20 protein-coding genes are annotated in these 21,255 nt (G+C 72.7%); 9 read left to right on the forward strand and 11 right to left on the reverse strand.

Features of this window, described 5'->3' with window-relative positions; all coding sequences use genetic code 11:
* Positions 1-53 precede the first annotated feature (53 nt).
* The 3 genes from AB5J73_RS21215 to AB5J73_RS21225 all read right to left on the reverse strand — a co-directional run bounded on the left by AB5J73_RS21215 (position 54) and on the right by AB5J73_RS21225 (position 1,632).
* Positions 54-314: a hypothetical protein gene (locus AB5J73_RS21215; protein WP_370971512.1), complete on the reverse strand. Its 261-nt coding sequence runs from the start codon at positions 312-314 to the stop codon at positions 54-56.
* Positions 315-331: 17 nt separating this feature from the next.
* Positions 332-784: a hypothetical protein gene (locus AB5J73_RS21220; protein ID WP_370971514.1), complete on the reverse strand. Its 453-nt coding sequence runs from the start codon at positions 782-784 to the stop codon at positions 332-334.
* Positions 785-849: 65 nt separating this feature from the next.
* Positions 850-1,632 (reverse strand): IclR family transcriptional regulator, encoded by a 783-nt coding sequence (locus AB5J73_RS21225; RefSeq protein WP_370971515.1) that lies wholly within the window; start codon positions 1,630-1,632, stop codon positions 850-852.
* Positions 1,633-1,821: 189 nt separating this feature from the next.
* Here AB5J73_RS21225 and AB5J73_RS21230 point away from each other — a divergent pair, with 189 nt between their 5' ends.
* Together AB5J73_RS21230 and AB5J73_RS21235 are read left to right on the forward strand one after the other, a co-directional pair.
* Positions 1,822-2,931, forward strand: coding sequence for a mandelate racemase/muconate lactonizing enzyme family protein (locus tag AB5J73_RS21230; protein WP_370971517.1), 1,110 nt, complete (start codon positions 1,822-1,824; stop codon positions 2,929-2,931).
* Positions 2,919-4,133: an iron-containing alcohol dehydrogenase family protein gene (locus AB5J73_RS21235; protein ID WP_370971519.1), complete on the forward strand. Its 1,215-nt coding sequence runs from the start codon at positions 2,919-2,921 to the stop codon at positions 4,131-4,133. The genes AB5J73_RS21230 and AB5J73_RS21235 overlap by 13 nt, the downstream gene beginning before the upstream one ends.
* Before the next feature lie 13 nt (positions 4,134-4,146).
* Here AB5J73_RS21235 and AB5J73_RS21240 read toward each other — a convergent pair whose 3' ends face one another.
* The 4 genes from AB5J73_RS21240 to AB5J73_RS21255 all read right to left on the reverse strand — a co-directional run bounded on the left by AB5J73_RS21240 (position 4,147) and on the right by AB5J73_RS21255 (position 6,957).
* Positions 4,147-4,566, reverse strand: a complete 420-nt coding sequence (locus AB5J73_RS21240; RefSeq protein ID WP_370971521.1) for a hypothetical protein — start codon at positions 4,564-4,566, stop codon at positions 4,147-4,149.
* Positions 4,567-5,365: 799 nt separating this feature from the next.
* Positions 5,366-5,779, reverse strand: a complete 414-nt coding sequence (locus AB5J73_RS21245) for an Lsr2 family protein (protein ID WP_370971523.1) — start codon at positions 5,777-5,779, stop codon at positions 5,366-5,368.
* Between the two features lie 160 nt (positions 5,780-5,939).
* Positions 5,940-6,125 carry a hypothetical protein gene (locus AB5J73_RS21250; protein ID WP_370971525.1) on the reverse strand — a complete coding sequence of 62 codons (186 nt, stop codon included), beginning with the start codon at positions 6,123-6,125 and terminating at the stop codon, positions 5,940-5,942.
* Positions 6,126-6,294: 169 nt separating this feature from the next.
* Positions 6,295-6,957 (reverse strand): HU family DNA-binding protein, encoded by a 663-nt coding sequence (locus AB5J73_RS21255; RefSeq protein ID WP_370971527.1) that lies wholly within the window; start codon positions 6,955-6,957, stop codon positions 6,295-6,297.
* A gap of 625 nt (positions 6,958-7,582) precedes the next feature.
* Between AB5J73_RS21255 and AB5J73_RS21260 the strand changes: the two genes are divergently transcribed.
* Genes AB5J73_RS21260 through AB5J73_RS21275 form a run of 4 tightly spaced genes read left to right on the forward strand, consistent with a single transcriptional unit; the run spans position 7,583 to position 14,892 of the window.
* Complete coding sequence (locus AB5J73_RS21260; RefSeq protein WP_370971529.1) at positions 7,583-9,325, forward strand: ATP-binding protein; 1,743 nt, start codon at positions 7,583-7,585, stop codon at positions 9,323-9,325.
* A 35-nt stretch (positions 9,326-9,360) separates the two neighbouring features.
* A complete protein-coding gene (locus AB5J73_RS21265) occupies positions 9,361-10,521 on the forward strand; it encodes an exonuclease SbcCD subunit D (protein WP_370971531.1) in 1,161 nt (386 codons plus the stop codon).
* Between the two features lies 1 nt (position 10,522).
* The gene (locus AB5J73_RS21270; protein ID WP_370971532.1) at positions 10,523-13,924 is read left to right on the forward strand and encodes an AAA family ATPase; all 3,402 of its coding nucleotides are present in this window, start codon (positions 10,523-10,525) and stop codon (positions 13,922-13,924) included.
* On the forward strand, positions 13,921-14,892 hold the full coding sequence (locus AB5J73_RS21275) for a hypothetical protein (protein ID WP_370971534.1): 972 nt from the start codon (positions 13,921-13,923) through the stop codon (positions 14,890-14,892). The genes AB5J73_RS21270 and AB5J73_RS21275 overlap by 4 nt, the downstream gene beginning before the upstream one ends.
* Before the next feature lie 66 nt (positions 14,893-14,958).
* On the opposite strand, the gene AB5J73_RS21280 is transcribed toward AB5J73_RS21275, so the two are convergent.
* Complete coding sequence (locus AB5J73_RS21280) at positions 14,959-15,417, reverse strand: hypothetical protein (protein ID WP_370971536.1); 459 nt, start codon at positions 15,415-15,417, stop codon at positions 14,959-14,961.
* 156 nt (positions 15,418-15,573) lie between these two features.
* Between AB5J73_RS21280 and AB5J73_RS21285 the strand changes: the two genes are divergently transcribed.
* The gene (locus AB5J73_RS21285) at positions 15,574-17,628 is read left to right on the forward strand and encodes a glycoside hydrolase family 3 C-terminal domain-containing protein (RefSeq protein ID WP_370971538.1); all 2,055 of its coding nucleotides are present in this window, start codon (positions 15,574-15,576) and stop codon (positions 17,626-17,628) included.
* Between the two features lie 18 nt (positions 17,629-17,646).
* Here AB5J73_RS21285 and AB5J73_RS21290 read toward each other — a convergent pair whose 3' ends face one another.
* Entirely contained in the window at positions 17,647-18,228 is a 582-nt protein-coding gene (locus tag AB5J73_RS21290; protein WP_370971540.1) for a hypothetical protein, read from the reverse strand.
* Between the two features lie 60 nt (positions 18,229-18,288).
* Complete coding sequence (locus AB5J73_RS21295) at positions 18,289-18,534, reverse strand: hypothetical protein (protein WP_370971542.1); 246 nt, start codon at positions 18,532-18,534, stop codon at positions 18,289-18,291.
* Positions 18,535-18,634: 100 nt separating this feature from the next.
* On the opposite strand from AB5J73_RS21295, the gene AB5J73_RS21300 reads away from it, so the two are divergent.
* The gene (locus tag AB5J73_RS21300) at positions 18,635-18,949 is read left to right on the forward strand and encodes a nuclear transport factor 2 family protein (RefSeq protein ID WP_370971543.1); all 315 of its coding nucleotides are present in this window, start codon (positions 18,635-18,637) and stop codon (positions 18,947-18,949) included.
* A gap of 22 nt (positions 18,950-18,971) precedes the next feature.
* On the opposite strand, the gene AB5J73_RS21305 is transcribed toward AB5J73_RS21300, so the two are convergent.
* On the reverse strand, positions 18,972-19,673 hold the full coding sequence (locus AB5J73_RS21305) for an IclR family transcriptional regulator (RefSeq protein WP_163046815.1): 702 nt from the start codon (positions 19,671-19,673) through the stop codon (positions 18,972-18,974).
* A gap of 143 nt (positions 19,674-19,816) precedes the next feature.
* Between AB5J73_RS21305 and leuC the strand changes: the two genes are divergently transcribed.
* Positions 19,817-21,250, forward strand: a complete 1,434-nt coding sequence (leuC, locus tag AB5J73_RS21310) for a 3-isopropylmalate dehydratase large subunit (RefSeq protein WP_370971546.1) — start codon at positions 19,817-19,819, stop codon at positions 21,248-21,250.
* Positions 21,251-21,255 lie beyond the last annotated feature (5 nt).

A 21,255-nucleotide genomic window follows, 5' to 3' on the forward strand; every position in this document is an offset into this window, starting at 1 on the left:
CGGCTCCGGTCGAGCCCGACGACCGACGGCCTGCGTTCGCCTTGACCCAGTCGCTACACGTGACGCATCCAGATGTTGGTTTCCTCGTAGCACCCGTGGTCGCGTTCGCGGTCGATCTCGACCAGGTCGAGTCCGCCGGGAACCACGTACCGGCCGGTTTGGGGGAATGCCATGTCCGCCCACTCTTCCCACCGGTTCACCGTGCCGGTCACGACCATCGAACGGGGTGCCGGGGCGATGAGTGCTGCGCCGAGGCGCTGGTGCGTCCGGACCCAGGGATCCAGGTGCAGGCCGTCTTCGCGAGTCCACTTCATGAAGTCCGCCATCGGGGTCAACGGGTAGCTCGCTTTGAGCGTCGGCCGCACCGGCACGATGACCCGCTGGAGCCCGGCTTCGGTGGCGCGGTCGCGCAACTCGGTGAGCAGCGTTCCCGCCAGGCCGCCCCGGTTCGGTCGGGGCGCACGGTGGCGGCCACGACGCACAAGGTGTCCGGCTCGACCGAGTTCTCGTGCTCGGCCACTGACGCGATCAACGCGCCGTCGTAGCCACTGGGGAGCGTCGGCACGCTGCCGTCCCAACGCAGCGCCACCGCGGTTGCCCGGCCCAGCACCTCGCTGTCGTTTTCCAGCAGCAGGACGTCGAACTGAGGGAAATATCGCTGCACGGCATCGCGGTGGGTGCCGGAGATCGGGTCACGGAGCACAAAGGGCGGCCAGCCGAGACGAAGCGGAGCCATGCCGTCACCCTTGAGGTCGGGTCGCTCGCCGGTGGTGACGATCTTCATGCCCGGGACTTGAGGGTCTCGTCGGCGAGCCGTCCAAGAAGAGGCGTCGCGAGTCACCGCTCGGGTCAGGTGAGGTGAGCCGCCGGGTGGGACTCCCAGCCGAGGTGGGCTGAAATCCTCGCTGCCGCCTTCGCTGTCTCCCGGCCCGCCGCCTCGAGACTCTCGCCCAGGCGCTCCGTGGGCGCCGAGATGTTCACCGCGGCGATCACGCGGCCGCGGAAGTCGCGGATCGGGGCTGATACTCCCGCCAGGCCCGGCTCGAACTCCTCGAGGACGCGGGCGTAGCCGGTGCGGCGGGCTTCCTGGATCTTCAGAAACAGGTCCGGCAACGCGGGTTCTTCCGCGCCGGCGAAGCGGATGTACAGGTCGTCCGGGGTGGCGTCGAGCAGGAGTACCCGGCCCGCCGACGTGCAGTGGGCCGGGACGCCTCGGCCTTCCCAGTCGTGGGCGCGGAAGGAGTGCCCGGACACCGACAGCAGCGTCAGGACCTCCTGGTCGCGCAGGACGCACAAGTGGCTGGTCTCTTCGAGCTCGGCCGAGAGTTCGCGCAGCACCGGTTCGGCGGTGCGGACGAGACGGTCCTCGACCGTGCGGGCGACGAGGGAGAACAGCCGCCAGCCCAGGCGGTAGCCGAGGGTGTCCGGGTCGCGCTCGACGACGCCCTCCTCGGCCAGTGCCTTGAGGGCGCGGGAAACCTGGCTCTTCTCGCGGCCGGTCAGCTGGGCGAGGCGGACGACGCCCAGCTCACCCGCGCGCTGCGCCTCGGGGGAGGCCAGGGCCTCCAGCAGGTCCAGGTCGCGGCGCAGGCCGTGGCCCTGGTGCCGGGCGCCGTCGTCCGGGGTGGGCATGGCAGCGAAAGTACCCGCCGGGGCGGGAGTTGGCGTCAGCGCAACGGGCGTTGCAATGCCCGGTCGATCCTTGCTCGCCGGTTTCGCGCGCTCTTACCGTCGGAAGGGCCGCACAGCCGAAGGAGCCGGAGCCATGACTTTCGCGGGGCACGTGCCGCCGGTCCGCGCCACGCTCGCGGCGGTGGCCCGGTGAAGATCGCCGCCATCTCCCTGGACCGGCTGCGGCTCGACCTCGACCCGCCGCTGCGCGCGGCCTGGGACCCGGACCCGCGGCGGCACTTCGACGCCACGATCGTGCGCGTGCACACCGACGAGGGCGTCACCGGCATCGGCTCCGGCGACACGATGGCCGGCTTCGACGCGGTCGAGCACCTCTTCCTCGGCGAGGACCCGCTGGACATCGTCCGGCACGTCCAGGCGATCGAGACGGCCAACTTCCACGGCGGCCGCTACTGGCCGCTGGAAGCCGCGCTCTGGGACGTCATCGGCCAGGTCGCCGGCCTGCCCGTCGCGACGCTGTTCGGGAACGCCGCCCGCGCGCTGCCCGCATACGCCTCGTCGGCCGAGCTGAAGCCGCCGCCGGAGCGCGTCGAAACCGCGTTGCGGGCCCGGGAGGCCGGGTTCCGGGCGATGAAGATCCGCATCGCCCGTGACCGCGTGGCCGACGGCGTCGCCGCTGTGACGGCGGTGCGGGACGCGCTCGGGCCGGACTTCGGGATCATGGTCGACCTCAACCAGTCGTGGCGGATGGCCGGGGACACGAGCGCCGCGGCCGGCCTGGCGGAGACACGGAAGCTGGTGCGGCGGCTCGCCGAGCTGGACGTCCTCTGGGTCGAGGAACCGCTGCCGTACCACGACCTGGCGGGGTTCAAGACCCTGCGCGCGGAGAACCCGGGCGTGCGGATCGCGGCGGGCGAGATGCATCACTCGGTCCCGGAGCTGCTGCGCTACCTGGAGGAGGACGTCCTGGACGTCTACCAGATGGACGTCGTGCTCGCGGTCGGCCTGCACCGGGCGCGCACGCTGGCCGAGCTGGCGCGGCTCAAGCACCGCGCGTTCACGCCGCACAGCTGGACCAACGGCATCGGCCTGCTGGCCAACCTGCACGTCGCGGCCGGCGTCGGCGGCGGCCCGTACTTCGAGTTCCCCTGGGACCCGCCCGGGTGGACGCCGGAACGCCGCGACTTCATGTTGGCCGAGCCGGTGCCGATCACCGCCGCGGGCGAGGTCGAAGTGCCGCGGCGGCCCGGGCTCGGCGTCGAACTGGACGAAGAGGCGGTGCGGCGGTGGCGGATCTGACGGGCGAAGACCGGCTCACGGAGTCCACTTCGGACGAGACGGTCGCGGGCGGTTCCACCGGCGCGGCGGCGCGTACCCCGTCCCGGCTGTCCGTCGAGCCGGGCGGCCGCACCGAATACGGCCCCGGCGTCGTCGCCGAACTGCCCGCCTTCGTCGAACAGCTGGGTCGCACCCGGGTGTTCGTGGTCACCGACCGCGGCCTGCGGGCCACCGGGATCGTCGGCCGCGTCGAGAAGATCCTCGCGCGGGCCGGGATCGAGTACGCCGTCCACGAAGACGTCGGCCCGAACCCGTCGACGGCCGAACTGGACCGCGGCGCGGCCTGCCTGCGCGCGTTCGGCGACGCGGCCGTGCTCGCGCTCGGCGGCGGGTCGGCGCTGGACGCGGCGAAGGGCATTTCCCTGCTCGCGGGCAACCCGATGGCCGGCGCCGCGGACGCCGACCGCCTGTGGGACGCCGCCGACGGCCTCCCGCTGATCGCGGTCCCGACGACGGCGGGCACGGGCGCGGAGACCAACGGGTTCGGCGTCACCGAGGACGTCCGCGCCTGCCGCAAGGTCTACATCGGACATCCGTCGGTGCGGCCGCGGATCGCGGTCCTGGACCCCGAGCTGACACTGGGCCTGCCCGCGCCGGTCACGGCGGCTTCGGGCCTGGACGCCCTGGTCCACGGCATCGAGTCGCTGGCTTCACGCGGCTCGAGCCCGATTTCGGCCGCGTACGCCACCCAGGCGATCGGCCTGGTCGGGCGCTGGCTGCCGGTCGCCTTCCGGGACGGCGGTGATCTCGAAGCGCGTTCTCAGCTGATGCTGGGCGCCCACCTGGCCGGGCACGCGCTGACGCTGTCGGGACTCGGGCTGGTCCACGGCATCGGGCACGCGCTGACCGCGCACACCGGAACCCCGCACGGCGTCGCGCTGGCGGCGGTGCTGGCGGAGGTGATGGAGTTCAGCGCGGAGGCGGCCGAGGAGGCCTACGAGACAACGGCGTGGGCCCTGCGGGTGCCGCCCGGCTCGGCGATCGCGGCGGTGCGGGAGATTTCCGGCGTGCTCGGCATCAAACGGCCGTTGCGGGAGCTCGGGGTGAACCGGGACCGGATCGCGGTCATCGCGGCGGACGCGGTCGGTGACGCTGTGACGAAGAACGCGCCGCGGTTGCCTCGGGAAGCCGAGGTCGTCTCGCTGCTGGAGTCGGTTTACTGAGATCCCAGGGTGTTCAGCCGGGCTCCGATCTCGGCGGCCCGCTGGTACCGGCCGTATTCGGTGGGACGGCGACGTTCAGATCGAGGTTCATGTCGAGGTGGCGGCTGATGGCGATCGCTTTCCGGCAGAGGACGATGGCCGCTCCGTGGTCTCCCAGTCCCTGCTCGGCGCGGGCGACGTGGTGGAAGGTGGACCGCCGCCAGGCGTTGCAAAAGCCGGCGAGTGCGCGAGAGCGGCAGTCAGCGACCGCGGCGGCCGCGTGCGGGCTGAAGTCGGGATCCACGTGCGTGCCAAGACGGCGGAACAGCCGGGCTTCATCGGCGGGGAGCTTTTCGCAGGACCGGCCGAACACCGAGCGGATCGCGGCCCGTTCGTCCCGGTCCCAGCTCAGCGCATCCAGCCGAGATCGGTCGTCGGTGAGTTCGGTGACCAACTTCGGAGACGGTGGCTGTCTCCGTGGACACCCGGCTGGCAGCGAACCTCAAAGCCAGGGGCAGGCGCGCGCACAAGCGGGCCAGTTCCTCGATCGCTCCCGGCACGACAGTGCCACAGCGAGAACCGAGGATTCCCCGCACCAGCGCCACCGCCTCGCCGGGGGAGAGAGGGTCCAGCGTGAGCCGGGAGGCCGGCTCGGTCACCACCAGGCCGGTGAGGCTGTCCCGGCTCGTCACGACCACGACGCACCCGGGGGCTCCCGGCAACAGGGGCCGGACTTGCTCGGCGATGTTCGCGTTGTCCAGGACGATCAGCACCTTGCGGCCGGCGAGCAGGGACCGGTAGCGGGCTGATTGCACGTCGGCGCTCTGCGGCAGGGCGTCCGCCCGGACTCCCAGTGCTCGCAGGAAGCCGTCGAGCACCTCGGCCGGAGCGGCCGGATCGCCGGGGCCGTAGCCCCGCCGGGCGCGGGTCTTCCCGATTCCCGCGGTACCGGCGACGAGCTTGTCCAGTGCCGTCGGCTGATCTGTGCGGCCGGTGAACTCACGGATCGACATGGCAGCTGACGCGGTACTTCCGCAGGACCGGAGCCTTCGAGGCTCTCGGTTTTCCCCTCGAACCGTCCGGTGGGGGAGAAGAAAAGAATGCCTGCCCCGGAATTCGGGGTACTGCCAAAAGTGACGGGTTGATCGCTGCCCGTGCGGGGAGCCTTGCGGGAAATGGCCTCCGTCGGCGGCGAGGGTGTTCAGTCCTTGCCGCCAACGGGCCGGGTCCCCAGTGATCTGCCGGCCAAAGCCTTACTTCTTCGCGGCGGCGACCTTCTTGCGCGGGGCACGCTTGCGCGGGGCGGCGGCGGGGGTTTCCGCTTCTTCGGCCTGGGCCTGCTCGTAAGCCGCGATCACCTCGGAAGAAAGGCGGCCGCGCTCGGAGACCTCGTAGCCGTTCGCGTTGGCCCAGGCGCGGATCTGCTGGTTGCGCTCGCGGTCGGTCGTGCTGGTCGTCGTCGACTGGCCGGTGGCCACGCGGACCTTGCGGCCGCCGATGCGGCGGCCGGCCGAGACGTAGCGGGCCAGTTCGTCGCGCAGGGCGGCGGCGTTGTCGTCCGACAGGTCGATTTCGTAGGTGACGCCGTCGAGGCCGAACTGAACGGTCTGGGCGGCTTTGCTGCCGTCGATGTCGTCCAGGATCTCGACGAGGACTTTCTGGGCCACGGGAATGCTCCTCAGCTGGATGTGCGTCCGGGGAACGTGACGTGTGACAAGTTGCACAATGGTCGACGTTCTTCGGTGGAGTGTATCCAGTCGAGGATCGGTAGGGCAATTTCCCGTCCGCTTGCGCGACGTTCGGCGGGTTTCCGAAGGGCTTATCGGCTCACATTCCCGGGTCGGTGCCCTCTTCGCCGTGCCGCTCGGGCGGATCGGTCTTCTGCGCCTCGGCCGCTTCGCCCTCGGCCGGGTCGGTCAGCTCGGCCGCCGCGGCGGCCTCCTTGGCCTCCTTGATGGACTGCCGGCTGCGGGCGAGGTCCGCTTCGGGGTCCTGTGGCCGGTTCTCGTTCATCGCGACTCCTCCGCCGGGTCTGCTTCCCCGGCGGCTACCCCGGAACCGGGAACGGCAACCACGGGCGTTCACCCCAACGGGTGGGCCGGGACCGGTTTCGGAGTGCCTGGAACGCGGAAGGGCCCCGCACCGAGTCCGGTGCGGGGCCCTTCCGATGTCGCCAGGGGTGTTACTTCTTCTTGGCGGCGGAGGTGCGCTTGGCCGGGGCCTTGGCGGCGGCCGGCTTCTTGGCCGCCGCGGTCTTGGTGGCGGCCGGCTTGGCGGCGGCCTTGGCGCGGGTGGTGGTGGCCTTCGCCGTGGTGGCCTTGGCCGCGGTGGTCTTCGCCGCGGTCTTCGGGGCCGCCTTGGTGGCGGTGGCCTTGGCGGCCGGCTTCGCCGCGGTGGCGCGGGTCCGCGTGGTGGTCGCCCGGGTGGTGGCCGGCTTGGCGGCGGCCGCCCGCGTGGTGCGGGTGGTGGTGGCCTTGGCCGGGGCCGCGGCGGCGGCCTTGGTGGCGGTCGCGCGGGTCGTCGTCGCCGCGGTGGCGCGCTTGACCGGGGTGGCCTTCGGCAGCTTCTTGGTGCCGGAGATGACGTCCTTGAAGGTGGTCCCGGCGCGGAAGGCGGGCACGTTGGTCTTCTTGACGCGCACGGCCTCACCGGTGCGCGGGTTGCGCGCGGTACGAGCGGCGCGGGCGCGCTTCTCGAACACACCGAAGCCGGTGATGTTGACCTTCTCGCCCTTGTTGACCGTCCGGATGATGATGTCCACCAGACCGTCCACGGCCTGCGAAGCCACCTTCTTGTCGCCCAGACGCTCCGACAGCGCCTCGATCAGCTGGGCCTTGTTCGTCATTCCAGTCCTCCATAGTGGAACTTAGTCACGGCCCATCTCGGCCGACACTGCACACGGTATTACCAATACCGCACAAAATCCAACCGGGGGTCGAAATTTTTCCTTGTACGGGGGCGGGTTCCGCCTCCCCGGCGGCCTCCGCCGAGGAGTTCCCGGACGGCGTCCCGGACTCCGCGCACGGCTCTGAGCAGGCAAAACCCCGGTCCGGCGCCGTCCACTGTGGTCGTCCATATAGGACCCGAGGGTGTTTTGGAGAACTTTCGCCGCGACACGCCGGGAGCGGCCCGTCCCGGCGTGTGGTGGGGGCCACCCGGGCGCCGATCCCGCGCAGCGGCCGGGGTTCGGGGCCCGTCCGGAGGTCGTCCGAGGGGTGCCCGGCGCCGCTTCGCCGTGGAGCCAGGCGGAAGCGGGACGCGGCGGCGGCGGGCCCGCCGCGGGGCCGGGGCGGCCGCCGGCGGGAACGGCCTGTGGTGGCAACGGATCTTCCCCGAAGGGTGAACTCACTCGTTCGGCGCAGTCTTGGCCTGCCGGGACAACTCGGGGAGAACGCCGTGTTGGGCGCGGAGCGGAACCCCGGGCGGGCTAGTCTGCCGCGGGAGGAACACCCGCGCGGACAGGGAGAACCGTGGACCAGGAGACGCTCACCACCGTGGTCGGACGGGTGGCAGGCACCGAGGACTCGACGCCGCTGCAGTTCAGCGTGGCCATCGATCCGGAAGCCTATCTGCAGCTCGACGACGTCGTCGTGACCCGGCGGGATCTGCCGGGGCTCGGGGAAGTCACCTCCTACGGCGTGGTCACGCAGGTGAGCGCGCGGCACGAGGGCGCCAGCTTCGGCAGCGACGTCTTCCTGATCTCCGACGGCGTCCTGCCCGCGCAGGTGCAGGAGATCGCCGAGATCGCCACCACCCGCGTCGAACCCGAGTGCTACGTGCCGCCCAAGCCGGGCGCCGTCGTCTCGCGGGCGGTGGGGGAAGATCGCGCGCAGGCGCTGTACTTCGACAACATGACCCGCCAGGTGGCGGTCGGGCTGGGCCGGGACGGCGAACCCGTCTACCTCAACATGGACTTCCTCGACGGCACGCGGGGTGCGCACGTCAGCATCAGCGGGGTCTCCGGCGTGGCCACCAAGACGTCGTTCGCGTTGTTCCTGCTGCACTCGATCTTCCGCGGCGGCGCCCTGCCCAACGCCCACAACGCCAAGGCCCTCGTCTTCTCCGTCAAGGGCGAGGACCTGCTGTTCCTCGACACCCCGAACGTCCACCTCGACGAGAAGCTCAAGGCCGAGTACGCCAAGCTCGGCCTGCCCGCGGAGCCGTTCGCCTCGGTCGGGTTCTACGCGCCGCCGACGCCGTCGGACACCACGGGGAAGCCTTACGTCACCGGGCGCACGTCCGGTGTCGGCGCGTTCTGGTGGACCATCGCGGAGTTCTGCGCGAAGGACCTGCTGCCCTACGTCTTCGCCGACGCCGAGGACGAGCGCAACCAGTACACGATGGTCATCCACCAGGTCGCGAACCGGTTGCGGCTGGACAGCACCCCGGCCGGGAAGGACGGCGCGGCCAACGTCGACGGCGAGCTGTGCCGCACCTACGCCGAGCTCGTCGACGTCATCTGCGACCGGGTCACCGACGAGGAAACCCGCGCGAGCTGGGCGGGTGCGGTCACCGGCGCGGGCACGGTCAACGCCTTCATCCGCCGCCTGCGGTCCAGCCAGCGCGCCCTGTCCGGCCTCATCCGCGGCGACCTCGCCGATCACCCCGCGCGCTCGTTGTCCACGGAGAACCAGCAGGTGACCGTGGTGGACATCCACAACCTCGTCGAGCGCGCGCAGCGGTTCGTCGTCGGTGTGACGCTGGCGGCGGAGACCGCGCGCAAGGAAGCCGCCGGCCCGGGCGGGCTGCTGTTCACCATGCTGGACGAGCTCAACAAGTACGCGCCGCGGGAAGGCAGCAGCCCCATCAAGGAGGTGCTGCTGGACATCGCCGAGCGCGGCCGGTCCCTCGGCGTCATCCTGATCGGCGCGCAGCAGACCGCCAGCGAGGTCGAGCGCCGGATCGTCAGCAACAGCTCGGTGCGGATCGTCGGGCGCCTCGACGCCGCCGAGGCTTCGCGGCCCGAGTACGGCTTCCTGCCGCAGAGCCAGCGGGTCCGCGCGACGCTCGCCACGCCCGGCACGATGTTCGTGAGCCAGCCGGAGATCCCGGTGCCGATCGCCGTCGGCTTCCCGTTCCCGGCCTGGGCCACGCGGCTTTCCGAGGCCGGTCAGGTGCCGGTCAAGACCGCCACGGCGAAGAAGGCCGATCCCTTCGCCGGCCTGCCGTCGGGGAGCGCCGACCCGTTCGGTGACGACCCGCCTCCCTTCTGAGCCCGCCGCCCGCTATCCGAACGGAAGGACGAAGTGTGAAGTTCCTGCACACCTCCGATTGGCACGTCGGCAAGACGCTCAAGGGCCGCAACCGGCTCGACGAGCAGCGCGCGGTGCTCGGCGAAATCGTCCGGATCGCGCGGAAGGAGGAGTTCGACGCGATCCTCGTCGCCGGCGACCTGTACGAGACGTCGGCGCCGTCGGCCGCCGCGCAGGAGCTCGTGGTGCAAGCGCTGATGGCGCTGCGCGACACCGGTGCCGAGGTGCTGGCCATCGCCGGGAACCACGACCACGCCGCGACGTTCGAGGCCTACCGGCCGCTGCTGCGGAAAGCGGGCATCCACCTCACCGGGAACCCGCGCCCGGCCGCGGACGGCGGGGTGGTGTCGTTCGACGCGCGTTCGACGGGCGAGCGCGTCAACGTCGCCGTGCTGCCGTTCCTTTCCCAGCGCTACGCGGTCCGCGCCGCCGAGCTGATCACCGGGACCCCGGCGGACAACGTCGGCGAGTACGACCAGCGCGTGCGCGACATCCTGGAACGCCTCAAGGAAGGCTTCACGCCCGGCGCGGTGAACCTCGTCATGGCGCACCTGACGGTGACCGGCGGCGCGCTGGGCGGCGGGGAGCGGGCGGCGCAGTCCATCTTCGAGTACCACGTGCCGGCCACGGCGTTCGGCGCCGATCCGCACTACGTCGCCCTCGGCCACCTGCACCGCCGCCAGTCGCTGCCCGCCGCGTGCCCGGTGCACTACAGCGGTTCGCCGTTCGCCGTCGACTTCGGCGAGCAGGACAACAAGAGCGTCGTGCTGTCCGTCGAGGTTTCGCCGACGACGCCGGCGAAGATCACCGACCTGCCGCTGACCTCGGGGCGGCGGCTGCGGACCGTCCACGGCGCGGTCGCCGAACTGATCGGCCGCGCGGCGGAGTTCGGTGAGGACTACCTGCGCGTCTACGTGCGCGAAGCGACCAGGGCCGGGCTGCGCGAGGAGATCCAGGAAGCCCTGCCGAACGCCCTGGAAATCCGCATCGACCCGGAGTTCGCCGCGCCGGTGACGACGTCGGGCGGCGACCGCGCGATCGCGGACCGTTCACCGGGGGAGCTGTTCGCGTCCTACTGCGAAGAGCGGACCGTCGACGACAAGCGCGTGCAGTCGCTCTTCGCGCGGCTGCACGACGAAGAGACGAGCGGGGTGTGACATGCGGCCAGTGCTGCTGGAGATGACCGGCTTCGCGTCCTTCCGCGAGAAGACCGAAGTCAGCTTCGCGGACACGGACTACTTCGCGCTCGTCGGGCCGACCGGTGCGGGCAAGAGCACCGTGATCGACGCGCTCACCTTCGCCCTCTACGGCTCCGTCGCCCGCTGGGACCACGAAGGGCTCGTCGCGCCCGCGCTCGCCCCGACGGCGAACCGCGCCACCGTGCGGCTGGTGTTCGACGCCGGGGGCACGCGCTACCACGTCGTGCGGGAAGTCCGGCGCAGCGGCGGGAAGAAACCCACGGTCAGCGTCAAGAACGTCCGCCTGGAACGGCTGATCGACCCCACCGCGCTCGGCGGTCCGGAGGACGACGCCGACCCGGTCGCCGCCGACTCCGAGGTGACCCCGGCGGTCGAACGCCTGCTCGGGTTGACGTTCAAGCACTTCTGCACCTGCGTGGCGCTGCCGCAGGGCGACTTCGCGGAGTTCCTGCACGCCAAGGCCGCCGACCGGCAGAAGATCCTCATCAAGCTGCTGGGCCTGGAGGTCTACGAGCGGATCGGCCGGCGCGCCGGGGTCACCGCCGAGCAGCAGAAGCAGCGGGCCGCCGTCCTCACCGAACAGCTGGGCAGCTACGCCGACGCCACCGAGGAAGCCGTCGAAGCGCTCGCCGCGCGGATGACCGCCCTCGCCGAGCTGGACGCGCGCGTGACCGCGGCCCTGCCGGGGCTGAACGACGCGACCCGCACGCACGACGAAGCCCGGCAACGCGTCGCCGCGCTGACGAAGGAGCTCGGCGTCCTCGACGCGCTGGAACGCCCGGACGGCGTCGAAGACCTCGAATCCCGGCGCCGGGCCGCGGCGGACGCCGTGACGGCCGCGCAGGCCGGGCTGGAAACCGCGGAGACGGCCGACGAAGCGGCCCGTGCCGCGCTGGCCGCCGCGCCGGACCGGACCGGGCTGGAGCGGATCCGGGCCGCGCGCACGGAACTCGCCGAGGCCGAGCAGGCGCTCCCGGGCCTGGAAGAAGCGGCGAAAGCGGCGACGGAGGCGAAGACGGCCGCGGCGGCGGCGGTCACCGAAGCGGTGGCCGCGGTCGACGCGGCCCGCAAGATCCGGGACACCACCGCGCGGGCCGCCGAAGACGCGGCCGGGCGCGCGGACGTGTCCCGCCGGGAACGCGACCGGCTCGCCGGGCTGCGGCCGCCGGCGGATCTCGGGGATCTGTCGGAAGCTGCGGCTCGGGTGGCGAAGCGCACGTCCGCCGCCGAAACCCGCCTGCGCACCGCCGAGACCGCCGACGCCGAAGCACGCGCGGCGCTGGCCGCGCAGCCCGACGTCGCCCCGCTCGCCGCCGCCCGCTCCGACGCCCGGACGCTCTACGCGGTCGCCGAAGCCCAGCGGAAGGCCGCACCCGAGCAGGCCGCCCGCCGGACGGAACTCGAAGCGGCGCGGACCGCCTTCGCCCGTGCCGACGCCGAAGTCGCCGCGGCGAAGGCGGCGGTGACCGAAGCCGACCGGGCCGGGCAGGCGCTGGGCCTGCGGGCCGGGCTCGCCGTCGGGCACCCGTGCCCGGTGTGCGAGCAGGAAGTCGCGACGCTGCCCGACGCCGGCGGGCACGCCCACCTGGCCGAGGCGCGGGACCGCCTCGAGCGCGCCGAAGCCGGCCGCGCCACGGCGGAGGCCGCGCTGCGCAAGCTGGAACGGGCCGTGGACCGCGACGCCGACTCGGCCGCGTCGGCGGCCGCGCAGGCGGAAGAACTGCGCGTGGTGCTCGCGGAAGTGGCCGGACCACCGGAGTCGGTGGTCCTGCGCCGCCCGGTCGAATCGGCGTTTTCCGAGCAGGACTACGCCGACCTCGTCACGGCCGTGCGCGAGCGGGGGGAGTGGCTGTCGGCGACGATCGACGCCCGCACCCGCGTCGCCGAGGCCGCCACCGCCGCCGACGAGGAACTGGCGGCGGCCCGCGCCGACAACGCGGCCGCGCAGCGCGAGGCCGACGTCGTCGAGAAGTCCTTCGCCGCGGCCGGGGAAGCCCTGCGGGCGGCCCGCGATCCCCTCGTGGAGCTGGGCGCGCCCGCGGTCGACACCGGCGACGTCCCGGCGGGCTGGCGGCTGCTGACGACGTGGGCGGCGTCGGCGGTCGAGGAACGGCGGACCGCGCTGGCCGCGCTCGAAGCGGCCGCCGAAGCCGCGGGCAAGGAAGCCGTCGTCGCGGCGGACGACCTCGCCACCGCCGAGCGGACCGCGGAACAACGCCGGAAGCAGGCAGGAGAAGCCGCGCTGGCCGAGCAATCGGCGAGCACCGCGGTGACGACCACCCGGCGCCGGCACGGCGAACTCGTCGAAACGCTGGCCGGGGCGCCGTCCGCCGAAGTCGTCACCGAGCAGCTGGCGAAGGTCGCCGAACTCGAGCGAGCCGCGAAAACGGCCGACGCGGACCTGCGGACCGCCCGTGCGGTCGCGAAACAAGCGGCGGAGGCCCAGGCCCGCGTCGCCGAGCAGGTCGCCGCCGAACGGCAGCGGCTGTCCCGGGCGCGCGATCCCTTGGTGAGTCTCGGCGCGCCGCCGATCGACGGCGAGAGCCTGCTCGGCGCGTGGACCGCGCTCACGGACTGGGCGGCCGGGCAAGCGGACGAGCACCGCACCCGGCTGGCTGCCGCCGGAAAAGCCGAGGGCGAAGCCGCCGAAGCGTTGCGGGCGGCCGAACGCAAGGTCGCCGACGACATCACCGCGCTCGAAGTCGCGCTGCCGGAAGGATCGGTGCGGGACCGGGCCCCGGTGGCCCTCGCGACCGCGCGGGCCCGCGCCGAAGCCGACCACACGGAAATGAAGCGGCGCGTGGCGCACGTGGCGGGCCTGCAGGGCGACATCACGGCCGCCGAGTCGGACGCGCAGGTCGCGCGGCTGCTCGCGGACCTGCTGCGCTCGGACAAGTTCCCGCGCTGGCTCATCGCCGGTGCGCTCGACACGCTGGTCGCCGAGGCGTCGGCGTCGCTGCTCGAACTCTCCGGCGGCCAGTTCGAGCTCACCCACGACAAGGGCGACTTCCTGGTGGTGGACCACAACGAGGCCGACGCCCGGCGCCCGGTCAAGACGTTGTCCGGCGGGGAGACGTTCCAGGCGTCGCTTTCCCTGGCGCTGGCGCTGTCGTCCCAGCTCGGCGCGATGGCCGCGGAGGGCGCGACCCGGCTCGAGTCCATCTTCCTCGACGAAGGCTTCGGGACGCTGGACGAAGCCACCCTCGACGTCGTGGCTTCCACGCTGGAGAACCTCGCGGCCACCGGTTCCCGGATGGTCGGGGTGATCACGCACGTGCCCGCGCTGGCCGAGCGCGTCCCGGTGCGGTTCCTGGTCACCCGCGACGGCTCCGGCTCGCACATCGGCCGGGAGGGCGCATGACCGCCGTGGCAGGCATGAACTTCAGCATCGACACCTGGGACCCGGGCTACGGCAGCTCGATGGAAGCCGAGGAACTGGGCCGCTCCCAGGCCGAGGTCGAGCTCGACGTCGAAGTCCCGGAAGACGAGTGGGCACCGATCGACCCGTCGCCGGTGACGCCGCCCGAGGCCGTGCTGTTCGTCGACGGCGTCCGCCGGATCGACGCGCGCGTCTGGATCGACGACCCGGCCGGGACGAACTCGGCGTCGATCGGGATCTGCGCGTCCTACGCGGCCGGTGTCGTGTGCTGCTGCGCGGGGCAGGCGCACGTCGTCGGCACCGACGTCCGGCGCGGGCTGTTCACGGTGGCCCCGCAGGCCGACGACATCGCGACCCCGGCGGGCGTCTACACGGCGCACCGCGCGGCGCCCAAGGAAGACAAGCCGCTGCCGGTGGTGCTGTCCTCGGCGTTGCAGGAGCAGCTGGCCGAAGCCGAGCTGGAGACGGCGGTCCGCGCGCGCACCGCGAGCCACGTGCGCGGCGACCTGCTGGTCGTGGACGGTCCCCTGCGCGGCCGCGCGCACCTCGAGCGGGCGGTCGGGTTCATCAAGAGCCACCAGACGACGTACCTGCCCGGCGAGCTCAACGCGATGGTCGGCGCGCTCGGGCCGCACCAGCGGACGCCGGTGTTCCTGATGGGGACCACCTGGGTCCGGCACTCCTGGTACCTGCGCCTGCCATCGGTGGGCGGGCCGCCGTGGTCCGGGGTCGTGCGGGTGGAGGCGGCGCCGCACCTCGGGCGCGCCGAGGTGGCCGGCCTGGCGAACCTCACGCAGTCGGTGCTGGGGCGGTTCGCGTCGGTGGCTTACAAGGACTCGCGGGCGCCGCAGAACCTGTACCCGATCGCGGGGCTGGAGCGCGACCTGCGGCACCGGCTCGGGGACCAGCAGTTCGTCTACCGGGCGCTGCGGCTGGCCGCGGCCCGCTGACGCGCCGGGGCCCCGGGACGGTGGGCCTGGGAGTGCGCGCCGCCCCGGGGTGTCCGGTGTGGAGGGTCAGCTCGCCGAGCCGTCGCCGGTCTGCGGTGCGCCGGCCGGTTTGACCGCGACCTGCGGTTTCGCCGGCTTGGGGGTCTTCGACGTCGCCGGCGGCTTCGGCTTCGTGGTGGGCGGCTTCGGGTGGGCCGAGCTGCTCGGCGGCGGCGTGCCGAGGATCGTGAAGCTGCCGGTGGCCACGCGCCCGTCCGAGCAGGTGAACTGCGCGGTGTACTTGCCCGGGGTCGTGATCGCGGTGGTGTGACCGCCGGCGCGGCCCCAGTTGCCGCCCTCGGTGAACACCAGCGGGGCGGCGAACCCCTTCGACGTGACCGCGGTTTTCGGGGAGCAGCCGCCCAGCGCCGCGTGGGTTTCCGCGTCGACCCGGCCGCCCGGTTCCACCTGCTGGGTCAGTCCCCAGCTGACTTCGGCCGCGCTCGCCGGCGCCGCGAGCGCGAGGGTCGCCGCGCTCGCCGCCATTAGGCCGATCAGGGTTTTCTTGACCATGGTTCGTCCCCTCTCCTTCGTGCTCTTCCCACGCTTGAGCCGGGGAAATGGTTGAGTCCACCAGAAATTTCATGTACGTGAACATCGTCGTGGTTGTGTTTCCTGCTCACGTATGGGTTAGCTGGGTCGATGCGCAACGGCCGGCTCGTTCTCGCGGTGGTCCTGGGTTTGTCGCTGGCGACGTCGGCGGCGGCCGACGCGCAGCCCTGGCGCGATGCCCGGCAGTCACCGGATCGCCGGGCCGCCGAGCTGATCGCGGCGATGACCCTCGACGAGAAGATCTCCCAGCTGCACCTGCAGCCCGACGCCGAGCACCAGCGGTTCGTGCCGCCGATCCCGCGCCTCGGCGTGCCCGGGTTCCGCATCGCCAACGGCCCTGCGGGCATGGGCCCGGCCGACGACAAACCGCAGAAGCCGGCGACCGCGCTGCCGGCCACGATGGCGCTGGCGTCGACGTTCGACACCGATGCCGCACGCCGGTACGGCCGGCTGATCGGCAGCGAAACCCGCGCGCTCGCGCACAACGTGTCGGAGGCGCCGGACATCAACATCGCCCGCGTCCCGCGCAACGGCCGGACGTTCGAGGGCATGGGGGAGGACCCGGTGCTCGCCGGCGCGCTGGCCGCCGCCGACATCCGCGGCATCCAGGAGAACGGCACCATCGCCGAGGTCAAGCACTACGCGGCGAACAACCAGGAGACCCAGCGCTTCACCATCGACGAGCACATCGACGAGCGCACGCTCAACGAGATCTACCTGCCGCACTTCGAGCAGGCGGTCGTCGAAGGCCGCGCCGGCTCGGTGATGTGCGCGTTCCCGAAGATCAACGGTGTCTTCATGTGCGAGAACCCGGCGCTGCTGCAGGGCAAGCTGCGCGACGACTGGGGGTTCGACGGCTTCATCCAGTCGGACTGGGGAGCCGCGCACAGCACCGTGGGGTCGGCGGCCGCGGGCATGAACCTCGAGATGATCGACGGCACCTGGTACGGCGAGCGGATGAAGCAGGCCGTGCTCGCCGGGCAGGTGACCGAGCGGCGGGTCGACGAGCTGCTGCTGCCGCGGTTCCGCACGATGTTCGCCTTCGGCCAGTTCGACCACCCGCCGGTGCTCTCGCCCCTGCCGACGGCCCGGCACGACGCCGCCGCGAAGGACTTCGCCGAACGCGGCATGGTGCTGCTGCGCAACGAACACGCCCAGCTGCCGCTCGACGACCGCGCGGTGCGGTCGATCGCGCTGATCGGGCCGTTCGCCACCCAGGCCAAGACCGGGGGCGGCGGCAGCTCGGCCGTCCTCCCGACGTCCACAGTGGACCCGCTGCCCGGGCTCCGGCAGCGCGTTCCCGGCGCCGCGGTGACGCTCGACGACGGCAGCGACCCCGGGCGGGCGGCCGCGCTGGCGGGCACGGCCGACGTCAGCGTCGTGATGATCGGCGACAACGAGACCGAGGGCAAGGACCGGCCGAGCCTGGCGCTGGATGGCAACCAGGACGCGCTCGTGGCGGCGGTCGCCGCGGCGAACCCGCACACCGTGGTCGTGGTGAAGAGCGGCGGCCCGGTGCTGATGCCGTGGGCGGCTTCGGTGCCCGCGATCCTGCAGGCGTGGTACCCCGGCCAGCAGGACGGCGCGGCGGTGGCGAGCGTGCTCTTCGGCGACGTCAACCCGTCGGCGAAGCTGCCGATCACGTTCCCGGCGGCGGACACCGACACCCCGGCGAACACGGCCGCGCAGTTCCCGGGCGTCGGCGGGGTCGCGACGTATTCGGAAGGCCTGGAGGTCGGCTACCGCTGGTTCGACGCGCAGGGCCGCGCGCCGCTGTTCCCGTTCGGCTACGGCCTGTCGTACACGACGTTCGCGTTCTCCGGCCTGTCGGTGCGGAACACCGGTGACGGCGCGACGGCGACGTTCACGGTCCGGAACACCGGGCGGCGGGCGGGCGCCGAGGTGGCCCAGCTCTACCTGGGCTTCCCGGCGGCGGCCGGGGAACCGCCTCGGCAGCTGAAGGGGTTCTCACGGGTTTCGCTGGCGCCGGGGGAGGCCCGGCGGGTGACGATCCGGCTGGCCGCGCGCGACTTCGCGGTGTGGGACACGGCTGGCCACGCGTGGCAGCCGGTGCGGGGCGGGTTCACGGTGTCCGTCGGCGGCTCTTCGCGGTCCTTGCCGCTGCAGGCGTCGCTGGCGCGGTGACGGCACGCCGCCGCGCGGTCAGCCCTTGCAGCCCGGCGCGGTCGCGGCGGCCAGCATCGCTTCCGGGGATTCCGCCATCGGCGCGACCGGGTCGTAGGCGCCGTCGACGTCCTGCTGCGCGCGCCGGATGGCGTCCGCGGCCGGGCCTTGGGAAGCGCCGTCGCCCGGTTTGGCGTTGTCGAGGGTCTTCTTCGCGTCCGCCGCGTGGTCGCGGGCCGTCGTGTACTTCGTCACGAACGCCTGCCGGACCTTCTCGGCGACCGGGACCGGGGCCGGGGGCAGGGCCGTCAGCTTGTCGACCACCTCGCCGGTGCGGGCCGCGATGCCGCCCAGCGTCGCGCTCAGCACCCGCTGCGCTTCGGCCACCGAGCCCGGCTCGGGCTTCGGCGGCGCGGCCTCCTCGTTGGTGCGCTCGCGGTAGCCGTGGATCGCGGAGCAGAACCCGTCCATCCAGCTGAGCACGGCCGGGTCGGCGGCGGTCGCCGACGGTGTCGCGGGTGCCGTCACCGTCACGGTCGGCGGCGCCGCCGGCGGCGGGGGCGAGCCCGAACACGCGGTCAGCAGCAGGCAGGCGCCGAACAGTCCCGGAACGATCCTCATAGGGGTCCCCCTCGCGGTGTCCTCGGCCGGTACACGCGCGAGCCTGCCGGAAGGTTGCCTTCAGGCCGCGGCGAGGGTCCCGCCCAGCGCCCGCTGCCCGTCGTCGGTGAGCTCCGCCCGCGCCCACTGCCCGACGGCGACGACCCGCGCCGGCCGGATCAGGCCCGCCCGCGCGAGCTCGTGCGCCGTCGACTGGTCGCAGCACGGCAGGCCGTCGACCCGCAGGTCCGGTTCGCAGCTGCAGGTCAGTTCGGCGCGGCCGGCGCCGACCGCCCGCAACATCGCCAGTGCTCGTCTGTTCAACATCGTGGTCCCCCTCCGTGGAGCTGTCTTGAAGGAGACGTGACCGCCGTCACCGAATACGCGGGATTCGCGAGGTTCCCCCGAACGGTGCACCATGAGCGCCATGACCGATCCGATCGCCGATCCCGCGGTGCGCGCCTTCGTCGACGCGCTGAACGCGGGCGACCGCACGGCGTTCCGGGCCGCGCTGGCCCCGGACGCGACGATGTCCGACGACGGCACTGAGCGCGACCTGGGGGAGTGGACCGAGCGGGAGATCTTCGCGAGCCAGGGCCACCTCGAGGTGGTGACCGCGGAGGACGACGGGCGGAAGTTCGTCGCCGACTACGCGAACTCGACCTGGGGCGCGATGCGGACCCGGTGGGCCTTCACGGTTCGCGACGGCAAGGTGGCGCGGTTCGAAACCGGTCAGGCCTGACCGGCGGCGCGGTCCGGTGTCGCTAAAGCCGTTCCTGCAGGGCGTCCGCCGCCGCGAGGAGGTCCGCCGCCCAGCGGGCGCCCGGCTTGCGGCCGATCCGCTCGATCGGCCCGGACACCGACACCGCCGCCACGACCGTCCCCGCCGAATCGCGCACCGGCGCCGAGATGCTCGCCACGCCGGGCTCGCGCTCGGCCACGCTCTGGGCCCACCCGCGCCGCCGCACCTCGAGGAGCGTGCGCTCGCCGAAGACCGCGTCGGCCAGGATGGTGCGCTGCGTGTGCGGGTCCGCCCACGCCGCGAGCACCTTCGCGCCCGAACCCGCCGTCATCGGCAGGCGTGAGCCGATCGGGACGGTGTCGCGCAGGCCGCTCGGCGGTTCCGCCGTCGCCACGCACACGCGCTGGACGCCGTCGCGCCGGTAGAGCTGCACGCTTTCGCCGGTGACGTCCCGCAGCTTCGGCAGCACCACGCCCGCCGCGTCGAGCAGGGGATCGGTCGAGCCGCCCGCCAGTTCGGCCAGCGCCGTGCCGGGGCGCCAGCGCCCGTCCGGACCGCGGCGCAGCAACCGGTGCACCTCGAGCCCGACCGCGAGCCGGTGCGCGGTGGCGCGCGGCAGACCGGTTCGCGTGCAGAGTTCCGCGAGGCCGCAGGGGTCGTCCGCGACCGCCTGCAGCACGGCCACTGCTTTGTCCAGTACTCCGATACCGCTATGCTGTCCCACGACCCGATACTAGCGTCCCGCACTTTGGGAAGTCCAGCATCTGGGAAAACCCTGAACTCGAGCTGCGCTCCTCCTTCGCGGCTCGCATTCGCCCCCGCGGTGCGCGCCCGAGTTCCGACGTCGAACCGTGGAAGGAGCCGGAGATGACCAGCCCGACCGGCAAGGCCCGCACACTGGCGGAGAAGGTGTGGGAAAGCCACCTCGTGCGCCGAGGGGAAGGCGCCGAACCGGACCTGCTCTACATCGACCTCCACCTGCTGCACGAAGTGACCAGCCCGCAGGCCTTCGACGGCCTCCGCCTGGCCGGGCGGCAGCTGCGCCGCCCCGACCTGACCATCGCGACCGAGGACCACAACGTCCCGACCGTCGACATCGAGCTCCCCATCGCCGATCCGGTCTCGCGCACCCAGGTCGACACCCTCCGGCGCAACTGCGAGGAGTTCGGTGTCCGGCTGCACCCGATGGGTGACGCCGAGCAGGGCATCGTGCACGTCATCGGCCCGCAGCTCGGCCTGACCCAGCCCGGCATGACCGTGGTCTGCGGCGACAGCCACACCTCCACGCACGGCGCGTTCGGCGCCATCGCCTTCGGCATCGGCACGTCCGAGGTCGAGCACGTCATGGCCACCCAGACGCTGCCGCTCCGTCCTTTCAAGACCATGGCGATCACGGTCGACGGCGAGCTGCGCCCCGGCGTCACGGCGAAGGACGTCATCCTCGCGGTGATCGCCAAGATCGGCACCGGCGGCGGCCAGGGCTACGTCCTGGAGTACCGCGGCTCGGCCATCGAGGCGCTCTCGATGGAAGCCCGGATGACCGTCTGCAACATGTCGATCGAGGCCGGCGCCCGCGCCGGGATGATCGCCCCGGACGAGACGACGTTCGAGTACCTGAAGGGCCGCCCGCACGCGCCGCAGGGCGCCGACTGGGACGCGGCGGTCGAAAACTGGCGGCAGCTGCGCACCGACGAAGGTGCCGAGTTCGACGCCGAGGTGCACCTCGACGCCGGCGAGCTGACGCCGTTCGTGACCTGGGGCACCAACCCCGGCCAGGGCCTCCCGCTGGGCGCCGAGGTGCCCGACCCGGAGCGGATCCCGGACGAGAACGACCGCGTCGCGGCCGAGAAGGCCCTGTCCTACATGGACCTCAAGCCCGGCACGCCGCTGCGGGAGATCGCGGTGGACACCGTCTTCCTCGGCTCCTGCACCAACGGCCGGATCGAGGACCTGCGGGCCGCGGCCGAGGTGCTGCGCGGCCGGAAGGTGGCGGACTCGGTCCGGATGCTGGTGGTCCCCGGCTCGATGCGGGTCCGCAAGGCCGCCGAGGCCGAGGGGCTCGACGCCGTGTTCACCGAGGCCGGCGCCGAATGGCGGCAGGCGGGCTGCTCGATGTGCCTCGGCATGAACCCGGATCAGCTGAAGCCGGGCGAGCGCAGCGCGTCGACGTCGAACCGCAACTTCGAGGGCAGGCAGGGCAAGGGCGGCCGGACGCACCTGGTGTCGCCGCTGGTGGCCGCCGCGACGGCCGTCCGGGGGACGCTTTCGTCGCCGGAAGACCTGCTGACCGCCGCCCGCTGACCCAC

The organism is Amycolatopsis sp. cg9, assembly GCF_041346945.1.
Lineage (GTDB): Bacteria > Actinomycetota > Actinomycetes > Mycobacteriales > Pseudonocardiaceae > Amycolatopsis.